The following is a 15,532-nucleotide window of genomic DNA, read 5'->3' on the forward strand; positions in this document are numbered from 1 at the left end:
TGACACCAAGGTCCCTTTTACCTGCGAATAATCACACCACTTCGTACCTCGGGACCAACAGAGATCTGGCGACCTTCTGTATCTGCATCACGTTCACGGCACACAATGCCTGCTGATTCATGTCCTGTGACCACCAGAAGTCGACCATCTGCACCCTTGCCCTGAATCGCTTCCAACTCCGCACCTTTGCACTGGTGCAAATGAATCAGCGGACCTTCAGTAATGCGTGCTTGCAGTTCAGTGATACGCAGATGCTTCGCCTGAGCGCATTGGATACCCGTGCGGGCTTCCACATTGTAGCGCTCAATAACCACACCTTCCAAAGGCATCTCTGGTAGCCCACTCACAAGCAACGCTGTATCGGCGCCAGCACAGACCACATCCGATATTCGAATATCCCGGAACACCGGCGTCTCTTCACTAATCTCCTGAGACAGGTCACTCCCTCGGGCAGACCCCTCTTGATTCGCATAGAAAAAGGAGAACGAGATGGCTTCCATAATGATATCCTTCATATAGATGCGCTCCACCTGAATATCCTCAACCACTCCGCCGCGCCCACGCGCACTCTTGAAGCGAAGTCCAATGTCCGTTCCGATAAACGTACAATCCGACACTCGCACATGCCTCACGCCACCAGACATCTCACTGCCGATTACGAAACCGCCATGACCGTGATACACGGTGCAGTCCCGAATCGTAATGTACTCCGATGGGAGACCCAGCTCACGGCCCTCGGCATCCTTGCCTGATTTCATACAGATGGCATCGTCGCCAACATCAAATATACTCTGCTCCACCAGAACATGGCGGCAAGATTCAATATCCAGCCCATCCCCATTCTGTGAGAACCACGGATTCCGTACACTCACATTGCGAATGGTGACATGCTCGGATGCCCAAGGGTGCAGATTCCATGCGGGTGAATTCTGGAACGTTGGGCCATCCAGCAGAACCCGTTTGCATCTGCGCAAGCTGACCATGTTGGGGCGCAAAAAGTCTCTGACTTTCTCATACGATGCCACATCACGTACCCGCTCCAAGTGCAAACGATTCGCAATCGCCCCCCTTCAAGCGCAGACACGGAAGGCCACCAGATATCTTCATCTTCACCAGACTGCTCCACCACACCGCCTGAAGCAACCAATCGTTTCCACTGTGGAGTGGTCATTTTGGAACGTTTAACCGGACGCCAGGCTTCACCGGCTCCATCCCATATCCCCTCACCGGTAATCGCAATGTCCTCCAGCTGATCACCCTCAATCGGGGATTGGCAACGCACAGCCTGCCAGCCCTCGAAGCTTGATGTAACCAATGGATATTGATCAAAATCCCGGCTGAACGTAACCAGCGCCCCCGCTTCCACATGGAGCTCGATACGGCTGCGCAGCACAATCGGACCCGTGAGCCATACGCCAGCAGGAATGATAATTCTGCCACCTCCCGCTTCAGCACACGCCGCGATCGCAAGCTGAAACATCTCGGTATTATCCGTTACACCGTCTCCAACAGCTCCATAGTCTTTAAGCTGATAATCCTGTGTGGGTATGACAGGTAAGTTCACTTCATAAGCTTGAACATCAGACGGGGTACCTGCTCCTGTTGACAATGGGGAGTGATATGTATTCATCGTGCAGAATCATCCTCTCTACCTGTATTGGATTCGTTATGGATCAACACTTCTTTACTAACTCTAGAGCTAACTACAGACGGGCATTCTCTAGCTCCATCATACCAATGGCATCACGGACAAGGTTAAGCTTTTTTGCCAGGAGCGATTGGAACTTGATGTTATTTGTTTTGTTGATCAGAGCCATAAATTAAACATCACTCCAAGTATACTATATACATCTATTCCAACGGTTGGAAATTAACTAGGAAATTTGATTCATTTTTCTGTCAGGATTCGTCACAACATATTCAATAACATTACGAATATATAACATAAACACTGGCTACGGCCCTACGAATACATTACTTATGTCATGTTTTATTACAAATCAATTGCCACAAGCAGGATGACTATGTATGATTAAATAACGAATTTCAATATATTCCTTATTATACCTTTTCAAATAATGATCGCAGAAAGGATGGAATGTACTCTTGATTGAATTTAGGGGTGTCCAGAAACATTTCGGTCATTTTCATGTCCTCAAGGATATCCATCTTCGCATTGAAGAAGGAGAGGTCGTCGTTATTATCGGGCCTTCCGGCTCTGGCAAAAGTACGCTGCTCCGCTGTATTAATCGCCTGGAGACCATCACCGAAGGTGAACTCGTCGTCCGTGGAATTCCTCTGCATCAGAAAAAGGTGGACATTAACCTCTTCCGCCGTGACATCGGTATGGTGTTTCAACACTTCAATCTCTATCCTCACAAAAAAGTCATCGATAACATTACCCTTGCACCCGTGAAGGTGCGTAAACAACCCAAAGAACAGGCAGCCGCGACAGCCATGAAGTACTTGAACCGCGTAGGCATCGCCGACAAAGCCGACAGTTACCCCTCCCAGTTGTCCGGTGGACAACAGCAACGGGTAGCCATTGCGAGAGGTCTCGCGATGGAACCCAAAATCATGCTTTTTGATGAGCCTACCTCTGCACTCGATCCCGAAATGATCGGGGAAGTCCTCGATGTCATGCGTTCCTTGGCCCACAATGGCATGACCATGGTCGTCGTTACCCATGAGATGGGCTTCGCCCGCGAAGTGGCAGACCGGGTGATCTTCATGGACGAAGGCCGAATTGTAGAAGAGGCCACCGCCGCCGATTTTTTTGACAACCCCAGAGAAGAACGGGCACAACAGTTCCTGAGCCGTCTGATTCATCATTGAGAATAATCAATATTCCATTTAGAAAAGGGGTCTTTTCATGAAGAAACTGTTAAATTGGCCGTCGTTGATGCTTGTCCTCATTCTATCGCTTGTACTGTCTGGCTGTAGCACAGGAACGGATACACCTTCCACGAGCGGCGGCGGTGATGCCGAAGCCAATGGAACGATCGAAAAGATCAAAGAGCGTGGCAAACTCATTGCCGGCGTGAAATACGACACGAAACTGTTTGGTCTGAAAGATCCCGCCAGCGGTAACGTGGAAGGATTCGATATTGATATCGCCAAAGCACTCGCCAAACAGATCCTTGGAGATGAGACCAAGGTCGAGCTGAAAGAGGTTACGTCCAAAACGCGCATTCCGATGCTGCAAAACGGAGACATTGACATCATTATCGCTACGATGACGATCACGGATGAGCGGAAGGAGCAAGTGGATTTCAGCGATGTTTATTTTGAGGCAGGTCAGTCTCTGCTCGTAAAAAACGACAGTTCGATTACTGGCCTGGAAAGTCTCAGCGGTGTGAAGGTGCTTGCTGTGAAAGGCTCCACATCTGCCCAGAACATTCGCGAGAAAGCGCCGGATGCCCAAGTGCTCGAATTCGATAACTATCAGGATGCATTCACTGCGCTCAAAGCGGGCAAAGGCGAGGCTCTGACCACGGATAACATCATCCTGATCGGCATGCAACAGACGGATGACAGCTACCATTTGGTTGGTGGCAACTTCACAAGTGAACCTTACGGCATGGCAATTCGCAAAGGTGACACCGCCTTCGTAGCAGAAGTGAATTCACTGCTCAAAAGCATGCAGGACAGCGGAGAATACGATACATTACATGAGGAATGGCTGGGTGCCAAGCCTGAGTAAATTCGAAGAACCATCTTGATGCGGTGATGCGCCCGCTGAATGCTGGATATGTAGCAGGCGCATCGCTGATTCGTTTCTACAGCTGGAGAACGGAGGCTTCGCCTATATGGGCACACTGGATTTCAACGTACTGATACGACACTCGGATCGGTTTATGGAGGGATTTCTGAATACCATTCAAGTGAGTGTGATGGCTCTGATTGGAAGTTTTATCCTGGGTGCAATTCTGGCGATCTTTCGCATATCCCCTGTCAGACCGCTGAACTGGATCGGCACAGCTTTCGTGGAATTTATCCGAAACATCCCTCTGCTACTGGTTGTGTTTTTCTTCTATCTCGGACTGCCTGCTCTCGGTATTTCTCTTGACGGTTTCGTCTCAGGCACGCTCGGCCTGACCATATATACTGCCGTCTTCATTGCGGAAGCAATCCGGGCCGGGATTCAGACGGTTCCTCGGGGTCAGCTGGAAGCGGCCAGATCGTCCGGTTTGTCTTACGTACAGGCCATGAACCTGATCATTCTGCCCCAAGCCATTAAGATTGTACTGCCGTCCATCGGCAACCAGTTCATTAATCTGGTCAAAAACTCTTCCATTCTCGCCGTTGTCGCCGGCATGGATCTGATGTATTTTGCCGACTTGGTCAACTCGGATACGTTCCAACCGCTAAGCGTATACACCATTGTGGCGCTGTTCTACCTCGTGCTAACGTTGCCGCTCAGCTTCCTGGTCCATTATATGGAGCGCAGGTTCGGACAGAGCGATGCAGAGGCGCATAACACCAAGGGCAGACCTAAGAAGAACAAACCGGCAGGTCAGGTTACCCTGTGAATGTGACAGACTGAGGCTGTACTTGACGCAGGTTATTTCGGGTATACGTGACTTCCAAAGTTCCATCTTTTATATGTTCACATCTGCGCACAGAAGGAGGCTGATCATGTATGGACTTTAGCGGGGCCTATGAGTGGCCCAACCTTCGATTTCTGCTTCATGGCTTTCTCATAACCTTACAGGTGGCGGGACTATCGATCGTATTCAGCTTTGTACTCGGCACCCTGCTCGGTACGGTACGCTATACACGTATACCGATCCTGTCACAGATTGTGGCGGTCATCGTGGATACGATCCGAAATCTGCCGCTGCTGCTCATCATTTTCTTCATACACATCGTACTTCCTCAGCTCGGGATCAAAATGTCGGTCTTCTGGTCCACCGTCGTGGGACTCAGTCTGTTCGAAGGCGCTATGATCGCTGAAATCGTACGTAGCGGTCTGAAGTCCATTGAACGCGGTCAGGTGGAAGCTGCCCGTTCATCGGGTCTGAGTTACATGCAGACGCTACGCGGCATCATCATGCCACAGGCGCTACGCCGCATGTCCCCGCCGATGGTAAGCCAGTTCATCTCGCTGTTGAAGGATACTTCGCTCGCTATCATCATCTCCCTGCCGGAGCTGATGCACAACGTGCAGATCCTGGGCGGCCAAAGCTTCGATTACATCATTCCAGCCCTGCTGCTTGCAGCCTTGCTATATTTCGTCATCAACTTTTCGCTCTCCATCGTTGCACGGCGACTTGAGGCACGAATGAACTAGGGAAGGTACGAACATACGAACATTAAAAAAGAAAAGATCAGAATCAGCAAGGAAATACAACCTACCTTAGAAACACTAAAAAAACTCCATTCCACGTAAGCAGTGGATTTGGATTTTTTTAGTGTTTTTGGTGTTTTGGTGTTTTGGTGTTTTGGTGTTTTGGTGTTTTGGTGTTTTTGTGTTTTTGTGTTTTTGAAGTTTATTGTTGAACAAACTTTGTTCCTGAGCAAACTTGTTGTTGAACGAAAGGTCTGCTGGTTATGGTTATGGTTATGGTTATGGTTATGGTTATGGTTATGGTTATGGTTATGGTTAGCCTAGGCTTGAGCCACTTTTTGATTCTAACGAACCGAGATGAGCTTAATCGGCCAGTGTGGAGGCGTTTTCCAACCTAACGAACCGTATCCCGATTAGCCCTCTTTCACGTACTATTTGGGCGTTTGTAGGCGAAATAGCTTCACTGAGGTTCGTTAGAATTTCCATTTCAACTTATAGGCTCGAATAAGACGTCTCAGGTTCGTTAAAATTTCGCACCACATGCAGCTTCCGACACGTGGTGCCCTGCTTCATGACATACGACAGAGCGACTACATAATCGGCTATGTAACCAGCTACGTAATCACTCGCACTGCACCGCTTCAAGCCGAGCCATTCCAATCCAAGCTTATTGAGACAGTATCCAGAGCTATTACAACATAGGTACCGAACCAAGACATGCAGTAATTGAGCCAGTGTCTTCGAAATTGACTACGGACTTCAACCCATTCTCCCAAGGATCAACTTCCCTTTCGCTCTCAAACCTCCAATTCACTCACGTTCCTGCCTTCTATCTACATGCTTGCCATTCACACAGGTTCTCACCATCCACCTACATGCTCGCTATTCACACAGGTTCCCGCCATCCACCTACATGCTTGCTATTCACTCACCGATATACTTTCATTCACCCACCGTCAGCCTATCACATTACTTTTCCGTTGGAACGCAGCCTTCAGCTCATCTCTTAGATTGCCGCTCCGTTGCGACGTAATTCCGCCTGTAGCAGCGCGATCGGTAATTCCACGGGATCAAGCTTCAGCTTCACAGCTAATGCAGCCGCAGTTCCGGCGGCCTCCCCTGTAGCCATACAGCTTGGAGTCAGCCTTGTCGTTGCATGCGCCTCATGTGTGGTGGAGATGCAGCGTCCTGACGCCAGCAGATTGCGGATATTGCGAGAGATCAGACAACGATACGGAATATCGTACGCCCCGTCCCCTTTAATAAAGGCAGCCACAACGCCTTGACCCGCAGGGTCATGAATATCAATCGGATAACCACTTCTGGCGATTACATCGTCAAACTTTCGCCCTGCAACCACATCCGCCTGAGTCAACGCATAATGTCCGATAATTCGCCTGGATTCCCGAATACCGATCTGTGGTGCTACCGCTGAGATCGAAGCACGTTCGAATCCCGGGACATCACGCTGCAAAAACTCGGCGATCATCAGCACCTGCTTCCGGCCTTCCTGTTCAGCAGAGGTCAGATCCTCGGCATCTGTCGCATCAAGCCCCTGCACCCGGGTACAATTAATCAACACTTCATCCTCTGCCGGTCCGGTAAAAAACAACACCTGATCCCGATTAATCGGCACACCCGCTTTTTTCCATTGGGAATAGAAGCCGCTCACGCCGGTTAACGGAATGCTATCCAGCTCTTCAAAAGGGGTCTTGGCATAGAAATCCTCCGGGTGCTCCTGCATGTACTGTTTCACTCGTCCAAGATCCACACCACGCATGCGGAATTTCATGGTCATTGGCTGAGACTGGTTATCGCCATCTCTCCCCTTCGCTACAGAAGCGCCTGCAAGATAAGCCACATCCGCATCACCGCTCGCATCCACGAATACGTTCGCTCTAAACTCCATTCGTCCAGATTTGTTCGTCACTCGCACCGCTTCCACCCGATCACTCACAACCACTACTTCATCCACGAAGCTGTGCAATAACAGCCTGACACCAGCCTCCTGCAACATCTCTGCCGCAACCACCTGATAGATGGCCGGATGGTACGGCGTAACCGTATGCACAAATCCAACCGTATCGCGCAGATGTCCCGGAGAGCCGCCGCGTGCCTGCAATCGATCCACGATCTCCTGTGCAATGCCCTTAATAACCTGCTCACCACGCTCCGTGTGGAACGTCATCCAGGGATACACCATAGCGGCAGTCGACATCCCACCCACGAACCCGTATCGCTCCACCAATACGGTTCGTATCCCCAGTCGTCCAGCCGCGATGGCTGCCGCGATACCCGCAGGACCCCCTCCAACAATAACGACATCTGCTTTTTCCTTATTCATGCTCATCCGTTCACGCAAATGTTACCCCTCCTTCCGTTCTATTGCCCGGCTTACTCTTTCAATCCCGTCATGGCAACTCCCTCAATGAAGCGTCGTTGTGCCAGGAAAAAGACAATTAACAGTGGCAAGGTCGCCATAACTGTGGCACTCATCAGATATTGCCAGGCTGTACCTACTTCATCTGTAAACAAAGACAAACCCAGTGGCAATGTCATCAGATCACGCGAGTTAATGAAGATCAACGGATCAAAAAACTCATTCCAGATCGTCACAAACGTGAAGATTGTCAACGTAGCCATACCCGGCTTGGCAATTGGCAACATAATTCGCGCATATATTTGGAATCGGTTGCAGCCGTCTATCATCGCCGCTTCCTCCAGCTCGGTCGGCACTGTAATGAAGAACTGCCGCATCACAAAGATGCCAAACACACCACCCGCGCCAAAGATCGGTAGTACAATCAGCGGGAGATGAGTATCAATCCACCCCAGCTGCCGCATGAACAGAAACATCGGTATCGCCGTCACCTCATGGGGAATCATCATTGCACTCAGCAGGATGAGAAATACGACATTACGTCCCTTGAACGGAATTTTGGCAAATGCGTACCCGGCGAGGGAGGCAAAAAATACCGTTCCCATCACAACCAACGCAGAAATATAGATACTATTCCAATAAAAACGATGAAACGGAATCAATCGAAAGACATCGATGTAGTTTTGAAAGCGAAACGGTTTCGGAATCCACTGCGGCGGATAAGTGAATATGCTCTGGGGCTCCTTGAATGATGTCGATATCATCCAGATAAATGGTACAATCATAATGAGAGAAATCAGGGTCAGCAGCAAATACGTACCCAGGATACTTCCTACCTTCCGACCCGAAGGACTAGGCATCGCCTTCATTGAATACCCACCTCTTTCGAAGCTGCCATTGCAGCAGCGTCAAGATCAGAACGATGAAGAACAGCACATACGCAAGGGCAGAGGCATAGCCGAACTGAAATAATTTGAATGCTTTTTCCCAGATATAATAAACCAATACCTTCGTGCTGTTGCTTGGACCGCCCTGTGTCATCACATAGATCTGCCCAAATACTTTGAGTGAACCAATCACGGTCATGACCATAGTCAGAAACACTGTTGGCGTGATCATGGGCAGCGTGACATGAAAGAAGGTTCCCCCTCTGCCCGCACCGTCCAATGTTGCTGCTTCGTACAATGAACGCGGTACCTGCTGAATGGCTGCTATGAACAGCACCATATTCAGACCTACATTTTTCAGCACACTTGTCACGATCACAGCAGGCATCGCCAGATTCTGATTGTAGAGCCAGGCCGGACCTTCGATGCCCAGCATCAACAAAAGCTGATTAATCAATCCCGACTCTGTCGCGTACATCAGCTTCCACACGATAGCCCACACAATCAGCGAAGTCATGACCGGAACAAAGATCGCTGTTCGGAAAATTCCGATCCCCCGCAGATTTCTGGATAGCAGCAACGCGAGCAGCAGGGCGAGCACAATATTAAGCGGCACCAGCCCCGCTGTGAAATAAACCGTATTGGCGAGCACTTTCCAGAACATCGCGTCTGTCATAATATTCCGGTAATTATCCAATCCAATAAAATGATGATCCCCCAGCAGCGGCCAATCGGTCAGGCTCATGTATAACGCGAGACCCATGGGAAATAACAGCAGCAGGGTAAACCCAAGCACCATCGGCGATACAAACAACCAACCTGCGATCTGGGCCTCTCTGGCGAGCGGCCCCCCTCTTTTGCGCTTGCGTGAATGGGTCAATCAGGCCTCCCCCTTTTAATAAAATTTCCTCCGAAGCTGAACTCTGCGACGATTCTATATAAGGTGCTGTATCAAAAGGAATGATCCCCCTCGCTCCAAGCGCTAACGAATCTACCGCATCTTATAAGGCAGATTTTTAAAGAATGCACCGGGTAACGAATCTCAGTCATCTTATATCTCTATAAAATGTCGCCAGAACTTTAAAAATCGACCAAATGGACGAAATAACGTCTCTCTGATTCCTTAAACTTCAGTTCCGTACGAATAGGCGCGAATAACATGTCCTCGATTCGTTAGAACGAATGAATGCTAATATGGGGTGTCCCCCGTGATTCACGTGACTTTCAATTGATTAGTCCGGACGGTTCAGACTGTCCACCGCATTGCGGAACCCGTTCACAGCCCTTCGCAGTTGTTCCTCCGTGTTGCCTGTTACGACCGCTCCAAGCATGATCGCTTTGACCCCGGTATCACATAGCACTTGAACATCCTCCGGCACCAGCTTCCGCTGGGAAGGAACCATTACTGGAACCTGGGCTTGTAAGACCAGACGGCGATACTTGAGCACATCCGCGAAGCTGAGCGGTGTACCATATTCCTTTCCAGGTACAATGGATGCCTCCAGAGCGGTGAAGCCGAAGTAAGCTGCCGATGTTACGAGGGACGCATCATATTCTTCATTGATTGCAAACGTTCGGTCAAGCCCCAGGTCATTCAACATGAAGGACGGCAAGTGATGTGCATAGATGGAATAAAAATCAAAACCAAGCCCAGTCAGGTGCTCCACTTCCTCCGGCCTCGCTCCATCAATGCTGCCAGAAGGCACAACGCCCATTGGACCGCCAAACTCACTGCGGATCGCCCGAAATACCTCGACATAGCTGTCTAATGGACCAAAATGATTCCCGCTGGCGCGATGACCGACATTATAATGCACCTTGAGTGCATCAGCGCCCTCTTCCATGGCTGCCCGGGCCAAGGATAGGTCGTTCTCAGGCAGGCTAACCACCAGCGACAGCGACTTCCGCTCAAGCAATTCGTTGAATTTGCCCATCATCCTCACCTCCGATTTTTAGATCTAATTATTTAGGGTTGCAGCACACTTTGCACTTCTTCCTGCATTTGTTTCAGGTTATCCTCAGCTTTCGCTGTCCGGGCAAATAGTCGGTCAAACCCCTGCAATACCGCATTGTCGATATCCTGCCAACGGATATGACCGGGAATCAAACGTGCTTTGGGCATTTCATCAATCACCGCCTGTACAATATGTTCCTTGCTCGGGTTATTGGGTTGATTAATGAATGCATCGGAATTTAGAACAGAGATACGCGGAGGCACAAAGTAAGTGGCTGTCGCCTGAATGCCCTGCTCACTGGCAAAATACTTCAACAGCTTCTTCGTTTCCTCTGGATGTTTGCTGTCGTTGAACATGGCATATCCAGCCTGCCCCAGCATCGGTACGCTGCCCTGTGAACCGGAAGGCATGGGAGCAATGCTCCATTCCAAACCCGTGATCTCCCTTGCTTTGGAGATATAGCTGTAATTATCGAAGAACATGCCCACATTGCCAGCATCAAAGCTAACCTGCTCGCCCGCCTTCGGATGAGATTCATCCGTGAACATCATGCGTTCCAGCAATTCAAAGGTCTGTACGCCATAAGCGTCGTTCCAGGTGAACTTCGTCATCCCCTCATCGAATGGACCGCTGCCATTGGACCAGGAATAGGAGGAGAGCACCGCCCAAGTCTTCCAGTCGCGAAAAAAGTTGGCGCCATAGACTCGGTTGGCCGCATCCTTGCTGGTAATCGCCTTGGCCGATTCCTCAAACTGTTCCCATGTCCATTGCCCTTGGCCGGCGAGTGTGTTGGGGTCAGTCAGACCCGCTTTGTCGAACAGCGTTTTATTATAAAACATGACCACTGGAGGTGTGGAAAATGGCAGGCCCAGCAGCTGATCGCCATCACGGAACAAATCCAATGTACTTGGAATATAATCATCCAGCTTAAACTGTGCATCATCCTTGAACCCCGATACATCGGCCAGGATGTGATTGGACTTGAATTGGGGCACCATTCGCTCTGATACCCAGGCGAGATCGGGAAGAGAGCCTCCGGCGGCTAACACCGAAATTTTTTGCTGATATTCTGCGAAAGGTACGGATTCCATCGTTACTTTAATACCTGGATTTTCCAGTGTGAACCCATCGATCAGCTTGTTGTATACATCCATATGTGCCTGATTGCCCCACATCATGAACTTCAGCTCCACCTCTCCATTCTCCCGTGCTGCACCGCCAGGTTCACCGGAATTGGAGTCTGTGCACGCAATTGAAACCAAGATCATGAGTACAAGCATCAGTATCAGTCCTGCTTTTTTCATGGAAATCCCCCTTATGGACGTCGTGGTAGACCTGTGCAACCCAAGTATAACGAACGCAACGTGCGCTCATAAATCACGTCAACTACAGAAATGGTATGGTTTTTCAAGAAATACTGAATCGGTCTCGATACTCCCCAGCCGTCCATCCCACCTGCTGCTTGAACACCAGCATGAAGTGCTTGGGGCTTTGATGCCCGGACAATCGTGCCACATCATAGACTTTGAGACCCGTGTTGATCAGCAGCCACTTGGCCCGCTCCATGCGCGCCTCAGCGATGTAATCGGAATAATTGGTTCCCGTTTCATTCTTGAACAGCTGACTTAGATAGGTAGGATTCAGGTTAACAAGCGCTGCTACGGTCTGAAGCCGCAGATCCCCATCGGGTTGTTGCTTGATGTGCTCCTTCACATTTCGGATAATCTTCCGCGGATCTCCACTGTTTTGCTCTGCTTTCCCAGTTGGCTCCTGGGTAGAAAGGGTTGTAATACCGTACCTGCGATCCAGTAGCAATTGCATTTTATGTATGCATAATGTCAGTTCATGGCGTTCGATCGGCTTCAGCAGGTAGTTTAACACCCCATACTCCATCGCTCTGCGCGCATATTCAAACTCGCCGTAACCGCTGATAATGAGCATTAGCAGTTCAGGGTACATGTCTCTGGCTTTGGATACCAATGTCAATCCGTCCATTTCACGCATGCGAATATCCGTGATTAACACATCCGGCACTTCACACCGCAAAAAATCCAGTGCCTCGGTTCCGCTCGAAGCTTCTCCCGTCACCTTGAACTGAGAAGACGCTTGTACAATAAGCTCTCTCAGTCCCTGACGGATGACCGTCTCATCCTCTACAAGTAATACTTTATACATGCACTTCATTCCCCTTCCGTTAAAAGTTGAATGGATATGGTGATTACCAGACCCTGCCCGGGACTGCCATCGATACTTAGACTTCCACCTTCTCCATAGATGAGGCGAAGCCTTTGAGCAATATTGTTAAGCCCCAGCCTGTCTCCGGCATGGGAACGTAAAGCCTGCGTAGAAGGCTGTTTCGAGAGGTACTCGTTTAACTCGTCAATCTCCGTCTGACCCATGCCCTTACCGTTGTCACGTACACTAATGAGCAGCTCCTGATCGAATCTCAAGGCAGATATCCAGATCGTTCCCCCATCTTCCTGCCCTTCAATGCCATGGTAGATCGCATTCTCCACCAGCGGTTGCAGCATCAGCTTGGGAATCAAACCATCCGTCACTGCCTCTTCGATGTCATAGATGACCTCTAGCCTGCCGTCGTAACGTACCTGCTGAATGCGTACATAGGATTGTACCAAAGCCAGTTCTTCCCCAAGGGGAACCATCCGGTCCACCTTATCAATCGTATAGCGCAGTAGCTTGCCAAGCGCTGTCACCATGTCAGACACCTCAGCGTGTTTCTTGCGGACTGCCATCATGTTAATGGACTCCAGCGTGTTGTATATAAAATGGGGATTCATCTGGCTTTGCAACGCTGACAACTCAGCCTCCCGCTCTTGAATGCCCAATAAAAACACCTCATTGAACAGTCGATGGATCTCTTCCATCATTCGATTAAATCCCCGACTAATCTGTCCAAATTCATCACTGCTGAAGTGTGATACCCGCTGGCTGAAGTCCCCCTGCTCCACCCGAATCATATGATGCTTCAGTCGAATCAGTGGCCGGGTGATGCGATAGGATAACAGAGCCGCGAGAATCGCTACAGCCGCCATACATAGCAGAGCGAATCCAATCGTGAAAGTGAGCATCTCTCCCGACTCCTTCTGAATAACGGCAATAGGCGTAAGGCTGATAACTGAAAGCCCTGAGTAGCTCGAATGGTGCTGTACATAAAGGTAAGGCCTTCCATCCAGTACAACCTTTTGGTTTCCTAGGTAGCCTTGAAGCTGTCCATGTATGAACAACTGGTCGTACGCAGACAGTCCTCCGGTTGAGGTCCGTTCGAACAGAAGACGCTGCTTGCTGTCTACAATCATCAGGCTCGCATCTTGCTCATAATTCAGATTGGATAACAGTTCGCCGAAGACCTCCAGACGGATGTCAATCAGAATGTACCCCAATCGCTGGAGCGTACCCGGATCACGAAGCACTCTGCCCACCGATATATACGATTCTTGCTGACCACCCGTGTAATAGCCGGGTTCATGCGGAGGAAGCAGACACCATGCCCCTTCCGAGTTGTCAAGCTCGGCAAACCAGTCATCCTGCCTGCTGTCCCATACCGGCTTGACCGCCAGCGAATCCAAATTGGAGAACAGAATGCCGCTATTGCTAATCAGATGAATGCCTCGGATCTCCGGTCGGTCATAGGCTTGACCGGACGTGTAGAGCTTCATTTTCAGATAATCATCAGACCTCGCCCATGTACCCGATCCCATCGGAGCATTGTATTTGCCCAGAATACCAAGCACCATCTGATCGTAGAGCGGCAAGAGCGACAACCGCTCAAAGTCCTTCAGCAGCCGATTCAGATTGGCATTCATCTGGCGAACCATATCAATGGTGAACTGCTCGGTCTTGCGATCCATCGTCTGCGAGAAATGCTTGTAGTTCATCACACTCTGCAAGCTTAGCGGCAGCAACGTCAGCGCCAGGAACAACAGGAGCAGCTTGGTGCGCAGGTTTACGCTTTTTCCAAAATACCCCTGTACCTTGTCCATCATTTCCATTCATCCCTCCCTCTTCCGATCATTATATGAGCCCCCTTCACAGATCAAACTGGATATAACTGGGGTCCATCATATCCAGTTTTAATGTTCATTGGCTATCCTGCCAACCCTGGAATTAGTATGGAATTTCAAGTTAGTAGCTTGTTTCACTGTCGAGTTGTTTCTCTATTTCGAGCAGACACAAAAAAGCCGACTGTATCCTACAGTCGACTACGCTATATCTATAGAACAAATCTACTGAATTAATCTAGCAAAACAATCAGTTGAATTAGACCAAAAAACCGACTGCATTATGCAATCGGTTGTCTGTTCCTGAGATGGCTTTTATATTTAAAACGATTATATTCATTAATAAGCTCGTCCAGTACCATGGACTGTCGGAGGACTTTGTTGTCTTGCATGCCATGATTCTCCGCCAAACGACTCAATTCATGCCTGTTCCGTTCGATTTTGTCTTTGATCTGCCTCGGTTCACTCATAGCATGCACCCCCTGTTTGAATAATATTTTAGGATACATTGCCAAAAATTTCATATTATATTCCTTTGCAAAATAAAATGTTTGTTTGCAACGTCATACATTCAACATCAGGCATTTTGCATAGAGAAATGAAACCCCTTCTTTTCTACAAGATGTGGGCACAGATGTTTAAATCATGTCTACATATCGTGTGCAGAAAAGTTTGGTCGATGGCATTCGAGAACTAAAGTTTTATCAATTTATTAATCAGTCTCTGAAAGAGGAGCCTCAAAACTCAATTCAAGAAAAATCATCTCAATCTATTTCAGCCTTTCTCCATTCCCATTGCAGAAGTGATCTGATCTAGTTGATTCATGGACATCGGTCTGCTGCCTTTGAGGATTGCACTTAATGTACCAACATTGATACCTGTAATATCAGAAAATTGTTTTTAATTTTAATCCTGTATTTTACAATGGTCAATCTAGGAAAAATAAATAGCGGTCTACTTCCGCTTCCGGAAATAAACCGCTATTGAACTCTCAGAGTGTA

15 protein-coding genes are annotated in these 15,532 nt (G+C 49.1%); 5 read left to right on the forward strand and 10 right to left on the reverse strand.

Annotated elements, in window-relative coordinates; translation table 11 throughout:
• Nucleotides 1-17 precede the first annotated feature (17 nt).
• Nucleotides 18-974: a glycoside hydrolase family 28 protein gene (locus C0Q44_RS30725; RefSeq protein ID WP_258166157.1), complete on the reverse strand. Its 957-nt coding sequence runs from the start codon at nucleotides 972-974 to the stop codon at nucleotides 18-20.
• Complete coding sequence (locus tag C0Q44_RS30730; protein ID WP_258166158.1) at nucleotides 869-1,630, reverse strand: glycoside hydrolase family 28 protein; 762 nt, start codon at nucleotides 1,628-1,630, stop codon at nucleotides 869-871. Before C0Q44_RS30730 ends, C0Q44_RS30725 begins: the two co-directional genes overlap by 106 nt.
• Before the next feature lie 476 nt (nucleotides 1,631-2,106).
• Between C0Q44_RS30730 and C0Q44_RS03615 the strand changes: the two genes are divergently transcribed.
• The 5 genes from C0Q44_RS03615 to C0Q44_RS30040 all read left to right on the forward strand — a co-directional run bounded on the left by C0Q44_RS03615 (nucleotide 2,107) and on the right by C0Q44_RS30040 (nucleotide 5,992).
• Nucleotides 2,107-2,835, forward strand: coding sequence for an amino acid ABC transporter ATP-binding protein (locus C0Q44_RS03615; RefSeq protein WP_105406105.1), 729 nt, complete (start codon nucleotides 2,107-2,109; stop codon nucleotides 2,833-2,835).
• A gap of 37 nt (nucleotides 2,836-2,872) precedes the next feature.
• Nucleotides 2,873-3,703, forward strand: coding sequence for a transporter substrate-binding domain-containing protein (locus C0Q44_RS03620; RefSeq protein WP_105406106.1), 831 nt, complete (start codon nucleotides 2,873-2,875; stop codon nucleotides 3,701-3,703).
• 106 nt (nucleotides 3,704-3,809) lie between these two features.
• A complete protein-coding gene (locus C0Q44_RS03625; protein WP_105406107.1) occupies nucleotides 3,810-4,532 on the forward strand; it encodes an amino acid ABC transporter permease in 723 nt (240 codons plus the stop codon).
• A gap of 110 nt (nucleotides 4,533-4,642) precedes the next feature.
• Nucleotides 4,643-5,293, forward strand: coding sequence for an amino acid ABC transporter permease (locus C0Q44_RS03630; RefSeq protein WP_105406108.1), 651 nt, complete (start codon nucleotides 4,643-4,645; stop codon nucleotides 5,291-5,293).
• A gap of 537 nt (nucleotides 5,294-5,830) precedes the next feature.
• Complete coding sequence (locus tag C0Q44_RS30040; RefSeq protein ID WP_181150841.1) at nucleotides 5,831-5,992, forward strand: hypothetical protein; 162 nt, start codon at nucleotides 5,831-5,833, stop codon at nucleotides 5,990-5,992.
• Between the two features lie 304 nt (nucleotides 5,993-6,296).
• On the opposite strand, the gene C0Q44_RS03635 is transcribed toward C0Q44_RS30040, so the two are convergent.
• The 8 genes from C0Q44_RS03635 to C0Q44_RS03670 all read right to left on the reverse strand — a co-directional run bounded on the left by C0Q44_RS03635 (nucleotide 6,297) and on the right by C0Q44_RS03670 (nucleotide 15,001).
• Nucleotides 6,297-7,634, reverse strand: coding sequence for an FAD-dependent oxidoreductase (locus C0Q44_RS03635; protein ID WP_105407587.1), 1,338 nt, complete (start codon nucleotides 7,632-7,634; stop codon nucleotides 6,297-6,299).
• Between the two features lie 50 nt (nucleotides 7,635-7,684).
• On the reverse strand, nucleotides 7,685-8,539 hold the full coding sequence (locus C0Q44_RS03640; RefSeq protein ID WP_105406109.1) for a carbohydrate ABC transporter permease: 855 nt from the start codon (nucleotides 8,537-8,539) through the stop codon (nucleotides 7,685-7,687).
• Nucleotides 8,523-9,437: a carbohydrate ABC transporter permease gene (locus C0Q44_RS03645; RefSeq protein ID WP_105406110.1), complete on the reverse strand. Its 915-nt coding sequence runs from the start codon at nucleotides 9,435-9,437 to the stop codon at nucleotides 8,523-8,525. The genes C0Q44_RS03640 and C0Q44_RS03645 overlap by 17 nt, the downstream gene beginning before the upstream one ends.
• A gap of 352 nt (nucleotides 9,438-9,789) precedes the next feature.
• Nucleotides 9,790-10,491, reverse strand: coding sequence for a beta/alpha barrel domain-containing protein (locus C0Q44_RS03650; RefSeq protein ID WP_105406111.1), 702 nt, complete (start codon nucleotides 10,489-10,491; stop codon nucleotides 9,790-9,792).
• A gap of 32 nt (nucleotides 10,492-10,523) precedes the next feature.
• Entirely contained in the window at nucleotides 10,524-11,816 is a 1,293-nt protein-coding gene (locus C0Q44_RS03655; protein ID WP_105406112.1) for an ABC transporter substrate-binding protein, read from the reverse strand.
• Nucleotides 11,817-11,919: 103 nt separating this feature from the next.
• Nucleotides 11,920-12,687 (reverse strand): response regulator transcription factor, encoded by a 768-nt coding sequence (locus C0Q44_RS03660; protein ID WP_105406113.1) that lies wholly within the window; start codon nucleotides 12,685-12,687, stop codon nucleotides 11,920-11,922.
• 5 nt (nucleotides 12,688-12,692) lie between these two features.
• Nucleotides 12,693-14,522: a sensor histidine kinase gene (locus C0Q44_RS03665; protein ID WP_105406114.1), complete on the reverse strand. Its 1,830-nt coding sequence runs from the start codon at nucleotides 14,520-14,522 to the stop codon at nucleotides 12,693-12,695.
• Nucleotides 14,523-14,812: 290 nt separating this feature from the next.
• Complete coding sequence (locus C0Q44_RS03670; protein WP_105406115.1) at nucleotides 14,813-15,001, reverse strand: aspartyl-phosphate phosphatase Spo0E family protein; 189 nt, start codon at nucleotides 14,999-15,001, stop codon at nucleotides 14,813-14,815.
• Between the last annotated feature and the right edge of the window lie 531 nt (nucleotides 15,002-15,532).

It is taken from the genome of Paenibacillus sp. PCH8 (assembly GCF_002968835.1).
Taxonomy (GTDB): Bacteria; Bacillota; Bacilli; order Paenibacillales; family Paenibacillaceae; genus Paenibacillus.